Source organism: Amycolatopsis sp. NPDC026612, from assembly GCF_040638285.1.
Lineage (GTDB): Bacteria > Actinomycetota > Actinomycetes > Mycobacteriales > Pseudonocardiaceae > Amycolatopsis.
The window spans coordinates 38,361-58,376 of record NZ_JBEZYB010000023.1; the positions used below are offsets into that span (position 1 = coordinate 38,361).

The following is a 20,016-nucleotide window of genomic DNA, read 5'->3' on the forward strand; positions in this document are numbered from 1 at the left end:
TTGTGAACCGCTGCACAACCAGACGACTGCCGGCACCGACCGCGACGGCCGATCACAGCCAGTCGTCGGGGCGGGGCCAGGGCATCAGGGCCGAGAACGCGTCCCGGACCGGTTCGGTGACCGCGTACCGGCCGCGGTGGAACAGCAGCGGGCGGACGTCCGACGGGGCGCCGAGTGCGGTGACCCGGCCGATCACGACGTAGTGGTCGCCTCCCTCGTGCACCGCTTCCAGCTCGCAGTCGATCCACGTGAGCGCCCCGTCGAGCAGGGGCGCCCCGGACGGCGCGGGCGTCCAGGCGCAGCGGGCGAACTTGTCCTCGCCGCGGGCGCCGAACACCGCGCTGACCTCCTGCTGGTCCTCGGCCAGCACGTTGACGGCGAACCGGCCGGCCGCGGCGAGCACCGGCCAGGTCCGCGAGGTCCGGGCCGGGCAGAACAGCACCAGCGGTGGGTCGAGCGACAGCGCGGCGAACGATTGGCAGGCGAATCCGGCGAGGGTGTCGCCGTCACGGCCGGTGACCACGGTGACGCCGGTGCAGAAGTGCCCGAGGACGCTGCGGAACGCGGTCTGGTCGACCGCCACCGACGTCATGAGCCGGGGGGCCGCGCGCCGACCGAGAAGTCGTGCCCCCACAGCGAAACCGCGGTGCTCTCGCGGGCGATCCAGTTGTCGTCGTCGACCTGGCGGCCTTCGCAGCCGAACTCGACGTCGAAGCCGCCCGGCGTCTTCATGTAGAACGACAGCATCAGGTCGTTGACGTGCCGGCCGAGCGTGGCCGACAGCGGCACCTTCCGCCGGATCGCGCGGTCGAGGCACAGCCCGACGTCGTCGGTGTGCTCCACCTCGACCATCAGGTGCACGATCCCGCTCGGTGTCGGCATCGGCAGGAAGGCCAGGCTGTGGTGGCGCGGGTTGCAGCCGAAGAACCGCAGCCACGCGGGCGCGCCGTCGGCGGGCCTGCCGACCAGCTGCGGCGGCAGGCGCATCGAGTCGCGCAGCCGGAAGCCGAGCACGTCTCGGTAGAACCGCAGCGACGCCTCGTCGTCCTTGGTGGACAAGACGACGTGGCCGAGTCCCTGCTCGCCGGTGACGAACTTGTGGCCGTACGGGCTCACCACACGCCGGTGCTGCAACGCGACGCCGTGGAACACCTCCTGGGTGTTGCCGGACGGGTCGTCGAAGCTGATCAGCTCGTCGACGCGCCGGTCGGCCAGCTCGTCGGGCGTGCCCTCCTTGTACGGCACCGACGCACTGTCCAACCGGGACCGCAGTTCGGCGAGCTCTCCCGCGTTGGCGACCTCCCAGCCGGTGCGCGCGAGCCGATCGGCGTCGCCGGGCGAGATGACCAGCCGCGCCGGGAAGTCGTCCATGCGCAGGTACAGCGCGTCCGGGTCGGTGCCGCTGCCTTCGACCATGCCGAGCACCTTGAGCCCGTACTCGCGCCAGGCCGCCATGTCGGTGGCTTCGATGCGGAGGTAGCCCAGTGACCGGATGCCCATCAGGAACTCCCGAGGAAATCGAGGGCCAGCCGGTTGAACTCGTCGAACTTCTCCAGCTGGGCCCAGTGCCCGCAGCCGCCGAACACGTGCAGCTGCGCGCGCGGAATCGTCTTCAGCGCGACGAGCGCGCCGTCGAGCGGGTTGACGCGGTCCTCGCGTCCCCAGATCAGCAGGACGCGCTGGCGCAGCCGGTGGGCTTCGCGCCAGAGCATGCCCTCTTCGTAGGTGTCCGGCTGTGCGAACGACATCCCCATCGCCCGCATGGCGGCCAGGGACTCCGGGGTGTTCGCGGCGGCGAACCGTTCGTCGATCAGTTCGTCGGTGATCAGCGCCTGGTCGTGGACCATGATGCGAAGGAAGGCTTCCATCCGCTCGCGCGACGGCTTGACCGCGAACCGCCCGAGGTTCTTGACGCCTTCGGTCGGATCGGGCGCGAACAGGTTGACGCTCAGCCCACCCGGCCCCATCAGCACCAGCCGCCCGGCCCGCTTGCCGTGGTTGAGCGCGAACCGCACCGCCGCGCCCCCGCCCAGGGAGTTGCCGACGAAGTGGGCCCGTTCGATGCCGAGGGCGTCCATCAGTCCGGCGACGGCGTCCGCGCTGTGCCGGAAGTACTGCGGGTGCTCGGCCGGCTTGTCCGACCGGCCGAAGCCGGGCTGGTCGACGGCGATCGTCCGGTAGTGCTTGGCGAACTCCGGCAGGTTGCGCCCGAAGTTGCTCCACGCCGATGCGCCGGGCCCGCCGCCGTGCAGCAGGATCACCGTCTCGGCGTGTTCCGCACCGGCTTCGTGGTAGTGCAGCTTCAGCGAGCCCGCCTGGACGTACTTGCCTTCGGGAGCGGCCATCAGTACATCGAGTTCTCGACGGGGAGCCCGAAGGCGCCGGTACCGTACATGACGTACGCGCGCTCGGCGTCGTTGGCCGCGTGGACGCGGCCCGCGTGCGCGTCGCGCCAGAAGCGCTGGATCGGGGTGCCGCGCTGGATCGCGCGGCCGCCGGAGTTCTCGAAGAGCCGGTCGATCGCGGAGATGGCCCGTTCGGTGCCGCGCACCTGGTCGCGCCGGACGCGCAGCCGCAGGTCCACGGGCAGCCGCTCCTCGCGCTTGGCGAGCTCGTACAGCTCCTCGATGTTGCGGGTCAGCTGCAGCCAGGCGGCGTCGATCTCACTGGCCGCCTCGGCGATCCGCACCTTGGCGAACGGGTCCTCTTTGGACTGCTCACCGGCGTACGCGGCCCGCACGCGCTTGCGCTGGTGCTCCACGTGCGCGTCGTAGGCGCCCTGCGCCATGCCGATGATCGGCGCGGTGATCGTGGTCGGGTGCACCGAACCGTACGGCAGCCGGTACAGCGGACCGGGGTTGACGGCCTGGCCGGGCACCCGGCACTTCGACGTCGCGATGAAGCTCAGCGCCCGGTGCTGCGGGATGAAGACGTCCTCGACGACGATGTCGTTCGAGCCGGTGCCGCGCAGGCCGATCGTGTCCCAGACGTCCACAATGGAGTAGTCGGCGATGGGCAGCAGGTAGGAGCAGAAGTCCACCGGCTTGCCGTCCTTGAAGGCGGGGCCCCCGAGCAGCACCCACGTGCAGTGGTCGGAGCCGGAGGAGAAGCTCCACCGGCCCGACAGCCGGTAGCCGCCCTCGACCACCTCGGCCTTGCCCATCGGCGCGTACGACGAGGAAATCCGCACTTCCTGGTCCTCGCCCCACACCTCCTGCTGCGCCTGCGCGTCGAACAACGCCACGTGCCACGGGTGGACGCCGAGGATGGAGGCGACCCAGCCGGTGGACCCGCACGCGCTCGCGATCAGCTTCACCGCGGTGTAGAAGCTCACCGGGTCGGTTTCGAAGCCCCCGTGGAGCTTCGGCTGCAGCAGTTTGAAGAACCCGGTCTCCTGCAGGGCCTTGACGGACTCCTCGGGGACGCGCCGCGCGTCCTCGGTGTCCTGGGCCCGTTCCCGCAGGACCGGCAGGAGGTCCCGGACCCCGGCGATCACCGGCTCACTCATGCGCAGTCCTCTCTCGCGTTCACTCCCGCAAGACTAGAACACGTTCTCGTTTTTGTCGAGAACGCCCTGCGCCAGAGCACTGTTGATCCCCGCTCTGCGGCCGGAAAACACGCAGTCGGCCAGCGACAGGCCGCTCACGTACGACCTGGAACAGATTCCCACCGCGGTGCGACCGGCGGCGTACAGGCCGGCGATCGGCTCCCCCGCCGTGTTCCGGACCGCGCCGGAGTCCTCGTCGACCACCAGCCCGCCGAGGGTGAGCATCGGGGTCGGGTAGCCGAGGTTCGGCCGTACGGAGATGTCGATGAGCGAGTACGGCGGGAAGTCCAGGCGCCGCCGGAACTCGTCCGGCTTGCCCACCGGGTCTTCGGCGCCGTGGTAGGCCTCGACGCTCGCCCGCAGCCCCTGGGGATCGACGCCGGCCTTGCGCGCGGCTTCCTCGACCGTCGACGCGACGACCCGTCCGCGCCGCAGCAGGTAGCGCAGCTGGAGCCATTGGAACCACTGGCTTTGCTTCCGGCCGTCCCGGCGGGCCTCCGCGACGATCGGCGCGTCGACGAGCAGCCAGCCCTTGCTCGCGTGCTCCTCGATCAGCTTCTCGCCCACAGCGGCGCCGTAGCGGGACTCGTCGATGACCCGCCGCCCGCCGGCGTCCACGATGATCCCCCCGAGGAACGCGCTGGGCGGCGTGACGAACCGCCACGCGGAGATCCGGCCCAGTTCCCCGGTCGCCGCGCCGGCTTCGACGCCGAGCCGGATGCCCGAACCGTCGTCCGCGGACGTGCCGAGCGCCAGGCCGCCGCGGTAGGCCGGCGCGTGCTCGCGCACCATCTCCCGGTTGGCGATGAACCCGCCCGCGGCGAGGACCACCCCGCGCCGGGCGGAAATCCGCAGTTCACGGCCGTGCTGCCGCTCGAAGCGCTCGACCCGGCGGTGCAGCGACCTGCGCAACGAGGGCACGTAGATGCCGGGTTTGGCGGCGTACTGCGCGAGCCGCCGGTGCCGGGCCCGGACCCCCGCGGAGGCGTCGCCCAGCGTGTCGGCGACGAGCCCGGTCACGCGGCCCTCGCCGTCCCGGATCAGGGCCCGCGCCGTCGTCTGCGTCAGCACCCGGATGCCGTGGGCGCGCACGGCCGCCTCGAGCCGGGCCATCAGCGTCTTCCCCGAAGTCCCCGGGCCCTTGACGCGGTGGCCGCGCGCCGCCGGCTTCGCCGCATCGCGGAAGCCGCCGGCGGCCTCGCTGCCGGAGTAGTAGAGGTAGTGCCGGTCGCTCGGGTACGACGTCTTGTACGGGCACAGGCTGCCTTCGAACGGCACGCCGTTGGTCTCCAGCCAGGTGATCATCTCGCGGCTGCCCTCGCAGAACCGCCGCAGCGTCGCCTCCGAGACGACGTCCCCGGTTTCGAGCCGCAGGTAGGCGTACATCGCGTCGACCGAGTCGTCGACACCCGCGTCGAGCTGCTGGCGCGTCCCACCGCCGGCGTAGACCACGCCACCGCTGACCGCGCTGGCCCCACCGCCGGCGAAGCGCTCGACGATGACCACGTCGGCGCCCGCGTCGGCCGCTTCGAGGGCGGCACAGGCGCCGGCCGCCCCGAACCCCACGATGACCACGTCCGCGACGAGTGCGTCCATGGTCACTACCCTAGAACTGAAACACGTTCTCGTCTATGGTGACCGAAAGCGGCTCTCAACTGGAGACTCGTCCTGTGGAACACGTTACAAGTGTTCCGCAGAACGCCCTACAAGTGAGGTGGCATGACGGAGCAGTTCGACGTCGTCGTCGTCGGCAGCGGTGCCGCTGGGATGACCGCCGCGCTGGCTGCGGCGAAAGCCGGTCTGAGTGTCGTCGTCTTGGAGAAGGCAGCCTGCTTCGGCGGCTCGACCGCGCGCTCCGGCGGCGGCGTCTGGCTGCCCGGCAACCACGCGCTGCGCGCCGCCGGGATCGACGAGCCGCCCGAGCGGGCGCGCGCGTACCTGGCCGCGATCGTCGGCGACGTCGTCCCGGCCGTCCGGCGGGACACGTTCCTCGCGCACGGCCCCGAGGTGCTGCGGTTCGTCTGCGACCACACCCCGCTGGAGTTCCGCTGGGTCCGCGGCTACAGCGACTACCACCCCGAAGCTTCCGGCGGGCGCTCCGGCGGCCGGTCGGTCGAGCCGGCCGCCCTCGACGGCAAGCTGCTCGGGCCCGAACTGGCCCACCTCGAACCGCCGTACAGCGCTCCCCCGCTCGGCGTGCCGATCACCCAGGCCGACTACCGCTGGCTGAGCCTCCTGGCCCGGCACCCCCGCGGCGCGGTCCGGCTGGTGTCGCTGGGCTTCCGGTGGCTCGCCGGGCGGGTGCGCGGGCAGCAGCTGCTGAGCATGGGGCAAGCGCTTGCGGCCGGCCTGCGGGTGGGCCTGGCGCGGGCCGGGGTCGACGTCCGGCTGAACACCCCCCTGGCCGACCTGCGGACCGACGGCGACCGCGTCACCGGTGTCGTCCTCGAGGACGGCTCGGTCATCGGCGCCGGGCGGGGCGTGATCCTCGCCAGCGGCGGCTTCGAACGGAATCTGGAGATGCGCGAGAAGTACCAGCGCGCGCCGATCGGCGTCGACTGGACCGTCGGCGCGGAGGCCAACACCGGCGACGGCATCACCGCCGGCCTCAAGCAGGGTGCGGCGCTCGACCTGATGGACGACGCCTGGTGGGGGCCGACGCTGCCGCTCACCGGCGGCCCGTGGTTCGCGCTGGCCGAGCGGTCGCGGCCGCGCTGCATCATGGTCGACGCCCGCGGCGAGCGGTTCGTCAACGAATCGGCGCCCTACGTCGAGGCCGTGCACGCGATGTACGGCACGGGGGACGGGCCGGGCGAGCACATCCCGACCTGGCTGGTGTTCGACCAGCGCTACAAGGACCGGTACATGTTCACCGGCATCGGGCCGCGCCGGCCGCTGCCCGGCCGCTGGTTCAAGGCCGGGATCGCGGCGAAGTCGTCGTCACTGGCCGGGCTGGCGGCGAAGATCGACGTCCCGGCCCAGTCGCTGGAAGCCACCGTCGAACGCTTCAACGGCTTCGCACGGCAGGGCTTCGACGAAGATTTCCACCGCGGGGTCAGCAAGTACGACCACTACTACGGCGACCCGCGCAACAAACCCAACCCCAGCCTCGGCCCGCTCGACAAGGCGCCGTTCTACGCGGTGAAGATCGTGCCGGGCGACCTGGGCACCAAGGGCGGGCTGCGCACCGACGAGCACGCGCGGGTGCTGCGCGAGGACGGCTCGGTCGTCCCGGGCCTGTTCGCCGCGGGCAACGCCAGCGCGGCCGTGATGGGCCGGACGTACGCCGGGCCCGGCGCGACCATCGGCCCCGCCATGGTGTTCGGCTACCTTGCGGCGACGCGGCTGGCGCACGAGGATCAGGAGACCACGGGAGGGCAGCGATGACGCAGGATTCGGTACGCACCATCCACGCCGGCGAGCCACCGGCCCGGTTCGCCCGCGGCTGGCACTGCCTGGGGCTGGCGCGGGACTTCCGCGACGGGAACCCGCACGCGATCACCGCGTTCGGCACGAAGCTCGTCGTGTTCGCCGACTCCCGCGGCGAGCTCCACGTGCTCGACGGCTACTGCCGGCACATGGGCGGCGACCTCACCCAGGGCACGGTCAAGGGCGACGAGGTGGCCTGCCCGTTCCACGACTGGCGCTGGAACGGCAAGGGCAAGTGCGTCTCGATCCCCTACGCCAAGCGGGTTCCGCTGCGCGCGCGGACGCGGTCGTGGACGACGGCCGAGCAGAACGGGCAGCTGCTCGTGTGGCACGACCCGGAGGGCAACCCGCCTGCCGACGAGCTGGCGATCCCGCGGATCGAGGCCGACGGCAGCCCCGAGTGGAGCAACTGGACGTGGGACTCGATCTTCATCGAGGGCTCGAACTGCCGCGAGATCATCGACAACGTCGTGGACATGGCGCACTTCTTCTACATCCACTACGCCTACCCGACGTACTTCAAGAACGTCTTCGAAGGCCACATCGCCACGCAGTACCTCAACACCAAGGGCCGCCCGGACATGGGCATGGCGTCGAACTACGGCGGCGAGGAGAACCTGCTCCGGTCGGAGGCGTCGTACTTCGGGCCGTCGTACATGATCAACAAGCTGGTGAACTCGTTCCAGGGCTACGAGATCGAGAGCGTGCTCATCAACTGCCACTACCCCGTGACGCCGACGTCGTTCGTGCTGCAGTACGGCATGAAGGTCAAGAAGGTGCCGGGGATCTCGGACGAGCACGCGGACAAGATCGCGGCGAAGCTGGCCCGCGGGATCGGCGCCGGCTTCCTGCAGGACGTCGAGATCTGGAAGCACAAGACGCAGATCGACAACCCGCTGCTGTGCGAAGAGGACGGTCCGGTCTACCAGCTTCGCCGGTGGTACCAGCAGTTCTACGTCGACGCCGCCGACGTCACCGAGGACATGACCCGGCGGTTCGAGTTCGAAGTGGACACCACGAAGGCCAACGAGGCGTGGTCGGCGGAGGTCGCGGAGAACCTGGCGCGGCAGAAGACCGAGGCGGAAGTGTGACGACCGCCGAGCAGACGGAGTTCCTGTCGGGCGGGCTGCGGCCGCACGAGTGCCGCAGCTGCGGGACCTGCGTGCTGGTGAAGAAGAACAGCGTCCAGCACACGAGCATCCAGTGGACGTCCCACCCCGCCGACAGCTGCCCGGTGTTCGCGGGGGCCGGCACCCCGACAGCGCTGCTCGACACCTGCCCGAAGCTGGCCGACAGCATCTCCGACGCCGTGCGCGAAGGCACGCTGGCGGTGGCCGATGGGTGACCGGGTCTACACGCTGACGGTCGCCGACGTCGTCGTCGAGACGCCGGACGCGCGGTCGGTGGTGTTCGAGGTCCCGCCGGAGCACGCTTCCGCGTTCCGGTACGCGGCGGGCCAGTTCCTCACCCTGCGGATCCCCAGCGAACGCACGGGTTCGGTGGCGCGGTGCTATTCGCTGTCGAGCGCACCGCACGAGAACCGCCTGCAGGTGACGGTCAAGCGGACCGACGGCGGGTACGGCTCGAGCTGGATCTGCGAGTCGCTGAAACCGGGGATGACCCTGGACGTGCTGGCGCCGGCGGGGGTGTTCTGCCCCTCGTCGGTCGACGAGGACTTCCTGCTGTTCGCCGGCGGCAGCGGCATCACCCCGGTGATGGCGATCCTCAAGACGGCGCTGGAGCAGGGATCCGGCCGGGTCGTGCTGGTCTACGCGAACCGCGACGAGCGTTCGGTGATCTTCGCGGGTGAGCTGGCGTCCCTGGCAAAACGCCACGGAGACCGCCTGGTCGTCGTGCACTGGCTGGAAAGCGTCCAGGGCCTGCCGGATGTCGCCCAGCTGCGCGGGCTGGCGTCGGTGTACACGTCGTTCGAGGCGTTCCTCTGCGGCCCGGCGCCCTTCATGGTGGCGGTGCGGGAGGCGCTCGGGCAGCTCGGGGTGCCCCGGAACCGGGTGCACGTCGAGAAGTTCGCGTCGCTGTCGGGCAACCCGTTCGAAGAGGTCGCCCTCGTCGAGGAGGAACCGGCTTCGGACGTCGCCCCGGCGTCGCTGACGGTGTCGCTGGACGGCTCCACCCGGACCCTGTCCTGGCCGCGGCAGCGGAAGCTCCTCGACCGGCTGCTGGACGAGGGGATGGACGCGCCGTACTCGTGCCGCGAGGGACAATGCAGCGCGTGCGCGTGCCGGATCGTCTCGGGTGAGGTGAAGATGCTGCACAACGAGGTCCTGGACGCCGAGGACATGGCGGACGGCATCGTGCTGGCCTGCCAGTCGCTGCCGGTCACCGACGAGGTCTCGATCAGCTACGAATAGGAGCACCCGTGCCCATCGATCCCGCGGTCGCCATCGGCGCCGAGATCGGCGAGGTGAGCTTCGCCTGGACGTCGTCGGACGTCCTGCTGTACCACCTGGCGCTCGGCGCCGGCCCGGACGAGCTGCGCTACACCTACGAGCAGGACCTGGTGGTGCTGCCGACGTTCGCGACGGTCGCGGCCAACCTGCGGGTGTTCGACCCGCCGGCGGTGTCGTTCCCCGGTGTGGAGATCGATCTGGCCAAGGTGCTGCACGGCAAGCAGGAGATCACCCTGCACGGCCCGATCCCCGCTTCGGGGAAGGCGGTGGCGCGGTCGCGGATCGCCGACGTCTTCGACAAGGGGAAGGCGGCGGTGGTGGTCCAGGAGGTCGCCGTGACGTCGTCCGCCGGTGATCCGCTGTGGACGGCCCGGTCGAGCATCTTCGCCCGCGGGGAAGGGGGTTTCGGCGGTTCCCGCGGGCCGTCGGACCGGATCGAGTGGCCGTCCCGGGAGCCGGACGTCGTGCTGGAGACGCCGACGTTGCCGCAGCAGGCGCTGCTGTACCGGCTGTGCGGCGACCGGAACCCGCTGCACGCGGACCCGGCGTTCGCGCACGCGGCCGGGTTCGAGCGGCCGATCCTGCACGGGCTGTGCACGTACGGGATCGTGGCGCGGGTACTGGTGAACGAGTTCCTCGACGGCGACCCGTCCCGGGTGGCGTCGTTCGCGACGAAGTTCGCCGGCGTGGTGTTCCCGGGCGAGACGCTCCGGATCCGGGTCTGGCGCTCGGACGACCGGCTGCTGGTCACGACGTCGGCGGTGGAACGGGACGACGCGCCGGTGCTGGCGGACACGGTGCTGGTGTCCACTTCCTGAGCGACGCGCCGCCCGCCCGCTACCGTGATGGGGAGAGACCTCGGGAGGACGGAAGACGATGCCGGAATACTTCGTGGTGCGGGGCACGGTCGAGCCGGGCGACCAGCGAGGTCGTGAGCTGGGCTTTCCCACGGCGAACATCGCACTGCGGGACCAGGCGGGCTCACTGGGCGACGGAGTGTGGGCCGGCTGGGCCGGCCGCGCGGACGGATCGCGCATCCCGGCGGCGATCTCGGTCGGCCGCCGCCCGACGTACTACGGCGCCGACGGCTACCGCCTGCTGGAGGCCCACCTGCTGGACTTTTCGGGTGACCTGTACGGCGAGACGCTGGTCGTCTGGCTCGGCTCCCACCTGCGGGACCAGGAGAAGTACGCCTCGGCGGAGGACCTGATCACGGCGCTGAAGAAGGACATCGCGGCGGCGGCCCAATGGACGACCGACCACCCGGCCGCCGCACTCCCGGCGGCCGAGCTCCCCGCCCCGGGCGAAGTGCGCCGCCTGGAGGTTTGAGCGCTTCCGCCGCGGCTGGTCGTGAACGACGGCGTCAGAGGGCCGAGGCCAGCAGGAGGTAGCCCATCCCGGCCCCCATCACCGTCCGGCACAACGCGCGCGAGGTCCGCCCGGGGGCCGGTCCCGCGACCGGCGATCCCCGGACCGCGAGCACTCCGGACCAGGCGGCGTCCAGCACGAAGTACCCCGCCGCCGCCACCGCGACCAGCGGCAACGCCAGCCGGGACTCCATCGTGGCCATCGTCAGCCACGGCCCGTGGTCCATGCCGGTGTGGGGCATCGCCGTGACCATGTAGAACATGGCCGCCGCCGAAAGGGCGTGGTGCGCGCAGCCCGGGCCGCGCCGCCACCACGCCACCGCGAACCAGCCCGCCGTCAGTGCCAGCACCGCCTGCCAGCCCGCCGCCGGGATCGGGCCGCCGACCGGCGAGAGCATCGCCACCATCGCGACCACCAGCAGCAGTTCCGCGAGGTCGCCGTGGCGGACGCCGGGCCCGAGCCGCGCGTAGTCGAGGCGGGCGAGCCGCAGCACGCACGGCAGCGCCAGCGCGGCGAACACCGCCGTGAGCGCCCAGTCCACCAGCATCGCGCAGCGACCTCACTCTCCGTCGTGGATGGTGTCTCCACCGTGACATCCACGACGGCTGCGCACCAGCCGTCAATGAGGTGACGGGTTACCGTGGCCGGATCAGTGGTCACCCGCCAGCACGAGTCCGCTCGTCGGCACGCCGGTGCCCGCCGTGACCAGCACCCGGGACGCGCCCGCGACCTGGTTGGCCGCCGTGCCGCGCAGCTGGCGGACGCCCTCCGCGATGCCGTTCATGCCGTGGATGTAGGCCTCGCCGAGCTGGCCGCCGTGCGGGTTGAGCGGTAGCACGCCGTCGAGCTCCAGCGCCCCGTCGGCGATGAAGTCCTTCGCCTCGCCGCGGCCGCAGAACCCCAGTTCTTCCAGCTGCAGCAACACGTACGGCGTGAAGTGGTCGTAGAGCACCGCGACGTCCACATCGGGCGGGCCGAGACCGGACTGCGCCCACAGCTGCCTGCCGACGACCCCCATCTCCGGCAGCGCGGCCAGGTCGTCGCGGTAGTAGCTGGTCATCACGTACTGGTCCGGCCCGCTCCCCTGCGCCGCCGCCGCGATCACCGCCGGCGGACGCGCCAGGTCGCGCGCCCGTGCCAGGCTCGTGACGACCAGCGCGACCCCGCCGTCGCTCTCCTGGCAGCAGTCGAGCAGGTGCAGCGGCTCCGCTACCCAGCGCGACGCCTGGTGCTCCGCCAGGGTGATCGGCCGTCCGTGGAACCACGCGTTCGGGTTGGTCGCCGCATGCTTGCGGTCGATCACCGCGACGCGCCCGAAGTCTTCGCTCGTCGCGCCGTAGTCGTGGAGGTAACGCCGGGCCACCATGGCCACCGTCGCCGCCGGGGTCGCGATGCCCATCGGGTAGTGGAACGCGTTGTCCACCCCGGACGAGTTGACCTGCCCCGCGGCGGCCGTGGACACCTGGCCGAAGCGCATCCCCGAGCGTTCGTTGAACGCCCGGTAGGCGACGACGACGTCCGCGACGCCGGTCGCCACCGCCATCGCGGCCTGCTGCACGGTCGCCGCCGCCGCACCGCCGCCGTAGTGGACGCGGCTGAAGAACTTGAGCTCCGGAATCCCCAGCTCCCGCGCCACCGCGATCTCGGCGTTGCCGTCCATGGTGAACGACACCAGTCCGTCCACATCGGACGGAGACAGCCCCGCGTCGGCGAGTGCGTGCGAGATGCATTCGGCCGCCAGCCGCAGTTCACTGCGCCCGGAGTCCTTCGAGAACTCCGTCGCGCCGATCCCGGCGATCGCCGCCTGCCCCGAGAGGGTCATGGCAGGGTCACCTCCACGGTGCCGGCGACGTGCTCGCCGAGACTGTCCACACCGGACACCGAGACCACGACGTCGTGGCCGTCGGCGGAAACCACGCGCCCGGTGAACGTCAACGTGTCGTAGGCGTAGCAGGGCACGCCGAGCCGGATCTTGATCGACCGGATCAGCGCCTCGGGGCCGGCCCACTCCGAGACGAACCGCTGGACCAGGCCCGTGTCGGTGAGGATGTTGAGGAAGATGTCCTTCGAACCGCGGGCCACGGCCGCGTCGCGGTCGTGGTGCACGTCCTGGAAGTCGCGGGTGGCCAGCGCCGTGCTGACGACGAACGTCGGCGTCGCCTCGATCGTCAGCGGCGGCAGCTCCGTCCCCTCGGTCACGGTCATCGGGCCACCTTCCAGGCGGGCAGGGTCAGGTCGTCGTCGACGCGGACGAACGCCGCGACCACCGGCAGTCCGATGTGGACCTCGGCCGGGGACGCGTCCAGGAGCTCGGCCATCACCCGGACCCCTTCTTCCAGCTCCACCAGGGCCACGACGAACGGGAGTTCCTTGCCCGGCACCGGCGGGTGGTGGTGCACGACGTAGGAGTACACGGTCCCCCGGCCACTGGCGACGACGTAGTCGGGCTTGGTGTCCAGCGAGCCGTCGGGCGGCATCGGCCCCGGCGGGTGCCGGAGCGTCTCGCCCCAGCGCTGGATCCGGAGCTCGCCTTCCTTCAGGCCTTCCCAGAAGAACTCCGTGTCCCGGCTGATCACCGGCCTGAGCACCGGCGCCGGTGGCGGTTGCGGGGCGGGTGGCCGGAACTTCAGCACCCGGAACATCATCTCCGCCACCGCTTCGGACCCGACGTACCAGGTCATCCGCGTGGTGACGAACCAGCCCTCGCCCAAGGCGGTCCGCTTCGGGCCGACGACGCTCTCCAGGCGGGTCCGCGCCTCGACCTGTTCGCCGGGCCGCAGGTAGCGGTGGTAGGTCTGCTCGGAGTTCGTCGCGACGACGGAGGTGAACCCGGCGTCGTCGAGCAGTTCCATCATCAGGCCGAGCGGGTCGTCGCTGCCGCGGGGGACGTTCAGGCCGCCCATCGTCCACACCTGGGCCATCGCGGGCGGCGCGACGAGTCCCTGGTGGACACTGCGGGCGGCGAACTCCGGGTCGGTGTAGACCGGGTTGCGGTCCCCGATGGCCTCGACCCAGTTGTTCACCATGGCCTGGTTGACCGGGTCCCGCGCCAGGCGCGGCGCGCATTCCCCGCGCGCGGCGATCTCCTTCGCCACTTCTTCGATGGTCATCGCGGCACCCTCGGCAGGCCCAGGCCGATCGACGCGATCAGCTCCCGTTGGATTTCGCTGACGCCGCCGCCGAACGTCAGCACGATGTTGCGTTTCGCCGTGACGTCCAGCCATTCGGCCAGCTCGGCGGTGTCGGGGTCGGCCAGGTCGCCGTGGCGGGCGACGACTTCCTCGAGGCTCCGGCCGATCCGCTGGATGGCCTCGGAGCTGAACACCTTGGTCGCCGACGCGTCGGCGACCCCCACCGGCGCGCTCGCCGAGGACACCGCGACCTGCCAGTTCAGCAGTTCGTTCACCCGCGTCACGGCCAGCGCGTCGGCGAGCACGGCCCGCACGTCGGCGAGATCCAGCAGGCCGTGGGCGGAAGCCCAGGCGCGCACGCGGTCGTACAGCCCGCCGATCCGCCCGGCCGGCCCGAGCATGACGCGCTCGTGGTTGAGCTGCGTGGTGATCAGCCGCCAGCCCGCGTTTTCCTGACCCACCAGGCGGTTCACCGGTACGCGGACGTCCGAGTAGTACGTCGCGTTGACGTGGTGGGCGCCGTCGCACGTGATGATCGGCGTCCAGGAGTAGCCGGGATCGCTCGTGTCCACGATGAGGATCGAGATGCCCTTGTGCTTCGGCGCGTCCGGCGCGGTCCGCACGGCGAGCCAGATGTAGTCGGCGTCGTGCCCGCCGGTGGTGAAGGTCTTCTGGCCGTTGACGACGTACTCGTCGCCGTCGCGCACCGCCGTCGTCCGCAGCGAGGCCAGGTCGGTTCCCGCTTCCGGTTCGGTGTACCCGATCGCGAAGTGGATCTCGCCCGCCAGGATGCGGGGCAGGAAGAAGGACTTCTGTTCGTCCGTGCCGAACTCCTGCAGCGTCGGCCCGACCGTCTGCAGGGTCACCGACGGCAGCTGGACGTCGGCGCGCGCGGCCTCGTCGACGAAGAGGTGCTGCTCGATCCCGCCGAACCCCTGGCCGCCGTATTCGACCGGCCAGCCGACGCCGAGCCTGCCGTCGCGGCCCATCCGGCGGACGATCTCGCGGAACACCGGCCCGTGCCGCTCGCGCCGCATCGCCCGGCGTTCCTCGGTGCTGATCAGCCCGGCGAAGTACTCGCGCAGCTCGGCGCGCAGTTCCCGCTGCGCCGCGGTCAGTTCGACGTGCATCCGCTCACCCCGCCACTCGTTCGCCGAGCCTGCCGAGCCGGTGCGCGGCCCCGCCGAGCGTCCGGCCGAGATCCTTGACCGCCGACGAATACCGGTGCAGCGGGTAGGTTTCGTCGACGCCGACGCCGCCGTGCAGGTGGTGGCAGGTCGCCAGCGCTTCCGGGGCCCGGGAGGCGAACCAGTAGGCGGCGATGTCCAGTTCGGCGTCCGCGTCGAGCCCCGAAGCCAGCCGCCACACCGCGGACGTCACGGCGAGGTGGACGGTCCGCGCGGCCACGTAGACGTCGGCGATCTGCCCGGCCACCGCCTGGAACGTCGCGAGGGGGCGGCCGAACTGGGTGCGCTCGCCGACGTGCCGCACGGTCAGCGCGAGCGCGCCGGCCAGCAGCCCGTCACCCAGCGCCAGCGCGCCGGCCAGCGCGAACCGGTGCAGGACCGCGACGGCGTCCCGGTCGGCCAGGAGGTCCGTCTCCTCGACGGCGACGTCGTCCAGGCGCACGGTGCATTCCGGGGTACCCGCGGAATTGCGCGTCGGGACCAGCGTGACGCCTTCGGCGTGCGGGTTCACGAGGTAGACGGCCGTGCCGTGCGGAGTGGACACCGGCGTGAGGATCCGGGTGGCTTCGGCGGCGTACGGCACCGCGGACTTCACCCCGGTGAGGACCCAGTGACCGCCGGCGGCGCGGGCGGTCGTCGCGGGTGCGGCGGCCGGCGGCGCGGATGGTTCGTGGAGGGCCGCGGTGAGCACCGCTTCCCCGGCTGCGACCGGCGGCAGGAGCCCGGCGCGCTGCCGGGGCGTCCCGAGCGTCTCGACCGGCAGGACGCCCAATGCCAGCGCGGCCCAGGCGGGAACCGGCGCGGCGGCCCGGCCGACCTCGGTCAGGACCTGCGCGACCTCGGCGACCCCCAGACCGTCGCCCTCCAGGTCCGGCGGCAGCGCCAGTGCGAGCAGGCCCGACGAGGCCAGGGCGCGCCACGGGTCGCCTTCCGACCCGAGCACCTTCGCGGCGAGGGCGGCGATCTCGGTCTGCGTTTCGTCAAGGGTGAAGTCCACGCGCACCCTCCGGATCGACGCAATACTGAAACATGTTCTAGTCTTAACCGGAAAGCACCGGCACGGCAACCCCCGAGGGCGGGCGGAAAGGCGGCGATGTGGCGGGTCTGCGCACCGTGCCGCCGACCGCCGGCGTGCCCGAGCCCGTCCCCCTCGACCTGCCCGGCCGCGGCCGCACCGTGGTCACCGACGTCGGCCCGCGGGACGCGCCCGCACTCCTCCTGCTGCATTCCGTCGCCTGCACCGGCCTGCTGACCTGGTATCCGGCGCTGACGCGGCTGGCGCGGCAGCACCGGGTCGTCGTGTTCGACCAGCGGTGGCACGGCCGGGGCATCCGCTCCCCCGAGTTCCGGCTCGCCGACTGCGCCGCCGACGTCACCGCCCTCGCCGACACGCTCGGCATCGGCCGCTTCGCCGTCGCCGGACATTCGATGGGCGGGCTGGTCGGGCAGCTCGTCGCCCGCGCCGAACCAGAACGTGTTACCGGACTGGTGCTGTGCTCGACCGCGGCCCACTTCGGCCGGGGGCTGCGCCAGCGCGTCGCCCTCGACGTATTCGGCCGGACGCTGCGGCGGCTGCGCGAACACGCGCGGCCGCCCGCCGTACCCGCCGCGGTTACTCGCGCACGTCTCGCGGACCACCGGTGGGGGCTGCGGGAGTTCCGGCCGGGCACGCCGCGCGCGTCCTCGCCGCCGACCGCTGGGTGCCCGCCCTGCTCGCCGCCGTCCACTCCCTCAGCGGAAGGAACTCATGATGGGACGCTTCAGCCTGCCGGAGCAGAAACCGGGCGGCCTGGACTCGCCGGTGACGGCGAAGGTCATGAAGTACGCGGCGAAGGCGCAGGTGGCGGTCTTCCGGCTGACCGGCGGCCGCGTCGGCAGCACCTGGCGGGTCGGGGCCGGGTTCCGCAAGCCGGTGCCGACGCTGCTGCTGGAACACCGCGGCCGCAAGTCCGGGCGGCTGTTCACCACGCCGCTGCTGTACCTGCGCTCCGGCGAGGACGTCGTCATCGTCGGTTCCCAGGGCGGCCTGCCCCGGCACCCGCAGTGGTACCGCAACCTGCTGGCGCACCCGGAAACCCGCATCCACCTCAAGGGCCGCCGCGATGTCGCGGTGACGGCGCGAGTGGCCGGACCGGAGGAACGCGCCGAGCTCTGGCCGCGGCTGGTCGAGCTGTACGCGGACTTCGCGAAGTACCAGGCGTGGACCGAGCGGGAGATTCCCGTGGTGGTGCTCAGCCCGCGGCCTTGAGCAGGTCGGCGAGCGCGTCCGGGAGCGCGTCGGCGAGCGGCCACAGGTCCTTGACCAGTTCCCGCGCGCCGAGCAGTCCCACGTGCACCTTGCCCGCGTTGGACAGCACGGTGACGTTCAGCCCGGCGCCGTGGAAGACCGGGCCGAGCGGGTAGAAGCCGGTGATCCGCGCGCCGAGCAGGTACAGCGGCATCGGCGGGCCGGCCACGTTGGAGACGACCAGGTTGTGCACCACCGGGTGCTTCTCGGCCAGGCGCAGCGCCGAGTACGCGCGCACGGCGAGCCCGAACGCCGTCGCGGCCGAGAACTGCGCCCAGTCCTGCAGCATGTCGGCGTCGATGGCGTGGTGGTGGTCCTTCGACCGCCGGTTCGCCTCGGCGAGGAAGAACACCCGCGCGGCCGGGTCGGCCAGGTGCGTCGGCAGGGAGGCGAAGAACGCCGAGACCTTGTTGCTGCCGTGCTCGCGTTCGGTCCGGTCGTGCACCGAGACCGGGACGGTCGCCACCAGCGGCTCCTCCGGCAGCTCGCCGCGCGCGGCGAGGAACTCCCGCAGCGCACCGGCGACGAGCGCGAGCACGACGTCGTTCACCGTGACCCCGAAGGCGTTCTTCGCGTCCTTGATTTCGGCGAGGTCCAGCTGGGTGAAGGCGACGCTGCGGTGCCCGGTGATCGTGCCGTTCAGCGACGTCCTCGGTGCGGTGAACGGGACCGGCATCCCCTGGCCGCGCAACGCCCGGCCGAGCCACCGCGGCACCAGCCCGAGCAGGTCCGGCAGCAGCCGAGCGACCTCGGCGGGGCGCCGCACGACGTTGTCGACCCCGGAGCGGAGCAAGTCCAGCGGCGACGGCGTCCCGGCGTTGCGGTGCTCCTCGATCTCCGGCATCGGCCCGTCCGGCTCGAGCCCGGCCAGGTAGGTGATCAGGCTGGCGCCGCTCACGCCGTCGACGCTCGCGTGGTGCATCTTGAGCAGTACGGCGAGCTGCCCGTCGGCCAGGCCTTCGATGACGTACAGCTGCCACAGCGGGTGCGCGCGGTCGAGCTGCTGCCCGGCGATGTGCGCGCACAGCTCGGCCAGCTCGGCGCGGTCACCGGGGGCCGGCACGCCGATGCGGTGCACGTGGTGGTCGAGGTCGAAGTCCTCGTCCTCGATCCACACGGGATGGCCGAGGTTCCAGAGCGGGTTGTGCAGTTTGCGGCGGAACGCCGGGATCATCCGGACGCGCTCGTCGAGCTTTTCCTTCAGCTTCGCGAAGGTGCAACCGCCGGGGACGGTCGAGCCGTCGAGGACGAGCAACCCGCAGACGTGCAGGACCTGGGACGACGTCTCGAGGTAGAGGAAGCTCGCGTCGAGGCCGCTCAATCTCTGCATGGCGCCAGGGTAAGCCACTTCCGGAGAGCGGCGCGTCACCCTACTCACCGGTACCATCACGCTGGTGCAGCCGAATTTCCTGATCCGTCGCGCGGTCCAGCTCGGGCTCACCGCCAACGCGCTCCGCCCGCTGCGGGCGCGGTCCACGACGATCCCGGTGTTCTTCGCCGGCTGGCTGACCGGCGAGCTGGCGCCGCAGTTCCTGGCGCTGACGGCGGCGGACACGGCTTGGCACGTGGCCCGCCACGGCGCCGGCGACCGGTCGACGAAGGCGGGGCTGGCGATGGCGGCCGCGTCCGCCGCCGGGCTGGCCGCCCTGATCCGGACGGGCCACGGCGCCCGCGAGGAGATCGAGAAGGCCCTGACGTCGGCTTTGGGCGAGAACTACGCGGAAGAGCTGGGCCGGTCCGATCTGGGCCTGCCGTGGGGCGAGCTGGCGCTGCCGTTCCGGATGGGCGCACCGGACGTGCGGGTCGACCGCAACATCGCGTACGCCCCCGGCGGCAAGCGGTTCCTGCTGGACGTCTACCGCCCTTCTTCGCCGGTCTCCGGCGCACCGGTGTTGCTGCAGGTCCACGGGGGCGCGTGGGTGATCGGCAACAAGGAGGAGCAGGGCCGGCCGCTGATGCGCTACCTGGCTCGCCGCGGCTGGGTGTGCGTCGCGATCAACTACCCGCTGTCGCCGACGCACCGCTGGCCGGCGCACATCATCGCGGCGAAGCAGGCGCTGGCGTGGATCCGCTCTTCGATCGCTTCGTACGGCGGCGACCCGCGGTTCGTGGCGGTGACGGGCGGTTCGGCGGGCGGCCACCTGTCGGCGCTGCTGGCGTTGTCGCAGAACGACCCGGCGTTGCAGCCGTCGTTCGAAGACGCGGACACGAGCATCCAGGCCTGCGCCCCCCACTACGGGGTGTACGACTTCGCGGCGACGTCCGGCGCGCCGGCGAGCAAGTACCGGCTGGAGAGCCTGATCGCCCGCCGGGTCTTCGCCCCCGACCGGGACCCGGTGCAGCACTTGGACGACTACGTCGCGGCTTCACCCCTGGACCGGATCACTTCGGACGCGCCACCGTTCTTCGTCATCCACGGCCGCGACGACTCGCTGGTCCCGGTGCGTGAAGCGCGCGAGTTCGTCTCGCGGCTGCGGGAGAAGTCCCGGCAGCCGGTGGCGTACGCGGAACTGGCGGGAGCGCAGCACGCGTTCGACGTGTTCACGTCGGTGCGGAGCGCGCACGTGGTGCGCGGGGTGGCGCGGTTCCTCGACCACACGTACAACGCCTGGAAAGCCGAGAACCGGTAGGCCGATGCGCCCCCAGACCCGTGGAT

At 71.7% G+C, this 20,016-nt stretch carries 20 protein-coding genes and 1 pseudogene; 9 read left to right on the top strand and 12 right to left on the bottom strand.

The annotated features are described in order from the left end of the window. Positions 1-52 precede the first annotated feature (52 nt). The 5 genes from hsaB to AB0F15_RS22000 are packed head-to-tail and all read right to left on the bottom strand — an operon-like array spanning position 53 to position 5,143. Positions 53-592: a 3-hydroxy-9,10-secoandrosta-1,3,5(10)-triene-9,17-dione monooxygenase reductase subunit gene (gene hsaB, locus AB0F15_RS21980; protein WP_360273128.1), complete on the bottom strand. Its 540-nt coding sequence runs from the start codon at positions 590-592 to the stop codon at positions 53-55. Next, positions 589-1,500: an iron-dependent extradiol dioxygenase HsaC gene (gene hsaC / locus AB0F15_RS21985; protein WP_360273131.1), complete on the bottom strand. Its 912-nt coding sequence runs from the start codon at positions 1,498-1,500 to the stop codon at positions 589-591. The genes hsaB and hsaC overlap by 4 nt, the downstream gene beginning before the upstream one ends. Next, a complete protein-coding gene (gene hsaD, locus AB0F15_RS21990; protein ID WP_360273134.1) occupies positions 1,500-2,345 on the bottom strand; it encodes a 4,5:9,10-diseco-3-hydroxy-5,9,17-trioxoandrosta-1(10),2-diene-4-oate hydrolase in 846 nt (281 codons plus the stop codon). The genes hsaC and hsaD overlap by 1 nt, the downstream gene beginning before the upstream one ends. After that, a complete protein-coding gene (gene hsaA, locus AB0F15_RS21995; RefSeq protein WP_360273137.1) occupies positions 2,345-3,508 on the bottom strand; it encodes a 3-hydroxy-9,10-secoandrosta-1,3,5(10)-triene-9,17-dione monooxygenase oxygenase subunit in 1,164 nt (387 codons plus the stop codon). Before hsaA ends, hsaD begins: the two co-directional genes overlap by 1 nt. Before the next feature lie 33 nt (positions 3,509-3,541). After that, positions 3,542-5,143, bottom strand: a complete 1,602-nt coding sequence (locus AB0F15_RS22000) for an FAD-binding protein (protein WP_360273140.1) — start codon at positions 5,141-5,143, stop codon at positions 3,542-3,544. Positions 5,144-5,266: 123 nt separating this feature from the next. Between AB0F15_RS22000 and kstD the strand changes: the two genes are divergently transcribed. From kstD to AB0F15_RS22030, 6 genes are read left to right on the top strand one after another with little or no spacing between them, the layout of a single operon-like run. Beyond that, positions 5,267-6,934, top strand: a complete 1,668-nt coding sequence (kstD, locus tag AB0F15_RS22005; protein ID WP_360273143.1) for a 3-oxosteroid 1-dehydrogenase — start codon at positions 5,267-5,269, stop codon at positions 6,932-6,934. Then, the gene (locus tag AB0F15_RS22010) at positions 6,931-8,067 is read left to right on the top strand and encodes a Rieske 2Fe-2S domain-containing protein (RefSeq protein WP_360273145.1); all 1,137 of its coding nucleotides are present in this window, start codon (positions 6,931-6,933) and stop codon (positions 8,065-8,067) included. Before kstD ends, AB0F15_RS22010 begins: the two co-directional genes overlap by 4 nt. Next, on the top strand, positions 8,064-8,321 hold the full coding sequence (locus tag AB0F15_RS22015; protein WP_360273148.1) for a hypothetical protein: 258 nt from the start codon (positions 8,064-8,066) through the stop codon (positions 8,319-8,321). Before AB0F15_RS22010 ends, AB0F15_RS22015 begins: the two co-directional genes overlap by 4 nt. After that, positions 8,314-9,348, top strand: a complete 1,035-nt coding sequence (locus tag AB0F15_RS22020; RefSeq protein WP_360273150.1) for a ferredoxin--NADP reductase — start codon at positions 8,314-8,316, stop codon at positions 9,346-9,348. The genes AB0F15_RS22015 and AB0F15_RS22020 overlap by 8 nt, the downstream gene beginning before the upstream one ends. 8 nt (positions 9,349-9,356) lie before the next feature. Beyond that, entirely contained in the window at positions 9,357-10,205 is an 849-nt protein-coding gene (locus tag AB0F15_RS22025; RefSeq protein WP_360273153.1) for a MaoC/PaaZ C-terminal domain-containing protein, read from the top strand. Between the two features lie 58 nt (positions 10,206-10,263). Further along, positions 10,264-10,716 (top strand): riboflavin kinase, encoded by a 453-nt coding sequence (locus AB0F15_RS22030; protein ID WP_360273156.1) that lies wholly within the window; start codon positions 10,264-10,266, stop codon positions 10,714-10,716. 34 nt (positions 10,717-10,750) lie between these two features. Here the strand turns inward: AB0F15_RS22030 and AB0F15_RS22035 are convergent, their stop codons facing one another. The 6 genes from AB0F15_RS22035 to AB0F15_RS22060 all read right to left on the bottom strand — a co-directional run bounded on the left by AB0F15_RS22035 (position 10,751) and on the right by AB0F15_RS22060 (position 16,070). Then, the gene (locus AB0F15_RS22035; protein ID WP_360273159.1) at positions 10,751-11,302 is read right to left on the bottom strand and encodes a DUF5134 domain-containing protein; all 552 of its coding nucleotides are present in this window, start codon (positions 11,300-11,302) and stop codon (positions 10,751-10,753) included. A gap of 102 nt (positions 11,303-11,404) precedes the next feature. Next, positions 11,405-12,577 carry a lipid-transfer protein gene (locus AB0F15_RS22040; RefSeq protein WP_360273162.1) on the bottom strand — a complete coding sequence of 391 codons (1,173 nt, stop codon included), beginning with the start codon at positions 12,575-12,577 and terminating at the stop codon, positions 11,405-11,407. Further along, a complete protein-coding gene (locus AB0F15_RS22045) occupies positions 12,574-12,960 on the bottom strand; it encodes a MaoC family dehydratase (RefSeq protein ID WP_360273165.1) in 387 nt (128 codons plus the stop codon). The genes AB0F15_RS22040 and AB0F15_RS22045 overlap by 4 nt, the downstream gene beginning before the upstream one ends. Then, positions 12,957-13,865 (bottom strand): OB-fold domain-containing protein, encoded by a 909-nt coding sequence (locus AB0F15_RS22050; RefSeq protein WP_360273168.1) that lies wholly within the window; start codon positions 13,863-13,865, stop codon positions 12,957-12,959. The genes AB0F15_RS22045 and AB0F15_RS22050 overlap by 4 nt, the downstream gene beginning before the upstream one ends. Continuing rightward, positions 13,862-15,016, bottom strand: a complete 1,155-nt coding sequence (locus AB0F15_RS22055; RefSeq protein ID WP_360273171.1) for an acyl-CoA dehydrogenase family protein — start codon at positions 15,014-15,016, stop codon at positions 13,862-13,864. The genes AB0F15_RS22050 and AB0F15_RS22055 overlap by 4 nt, the downstream gene beginning before the upstream one ends. Before the next feature lie 4 nt (positions 15,017-15,020). Further along, complete coding sequence (locus AB0F15_RS22060) at positions 15,021-16,070, bottom strand: acyl-CoA dehydrogenase family protein (RefSeq protein WP_360273174.1); 1,050 nt, start codon at positions 16,068-16,070, stop codon at positions 15,021-15,023. A gap of 179 nt (positions 16,071-16,249) precedes the next feature. Between AB0F15_RS22060 and AB0F15_RS22065 the strand changes: the two are divergent. Together AB0F15_RS22065 and AB0F15_RS22070 are read left to right on the top strand one after the other, a co-directional pair. Further along, a pseudogene (locus AB0F15_RS22065) lies at positions 16,250-16,675 on the top strand (alpha/beta fold hydrolase); the annotation flags it as partial. Between the two features lie 148 nt (positions 16,676-16,823). Next, positions 16,824-17,321, top strand: coding sequence for a nitroreductase family deazaflavin-dependent oxidoreductase (locus AB0F15_RS22070; protein ID WP_360273176.1), 498 nt, complete (start codon positions 16,824-16,826; stop codon positions 17,319-17,321). Here the strand turns inward: AB0F15_RS22070 and AB0F15_RS22075 are convergent. Next, positions 17,305-18,690: a wax ester/triacylglycerol synthase family O-acyltransferase gene (locus tag AB0F15_RS22075; RefSeq protein ID WP_360273179.1), complete on the bottom strand. Its 1,386-nt coding sequence runs from the start codon at positions 18,688-18,690 to the stop codon at positions 17,305-17,307. The two genes, AB0F15_RS22070 and AB0F15_RS22075, sit on opposite strands and share 17 nt — an antisense overlap. Positions 18,691-18,754: 64 nt before the next feature. Between AB0F15_RS22075 and AB0F15_RS22080 the strand changes: the two genes are divergently transcribed. Beyond that, the gene (locus AB0F15_RS22080) at positions 18,755-19,990 is read left to right on the top strand and encodes an alpha/beta hydrolase (protein ID WP_360273182.1); all 1,236 of its coding nucleotides are present in this window, start codon (positions 18,755-18,757) and stop codon (positions 19,988-19,990) included. Positions 19,991-20,016: the final 26 nt, after the last annotated feature.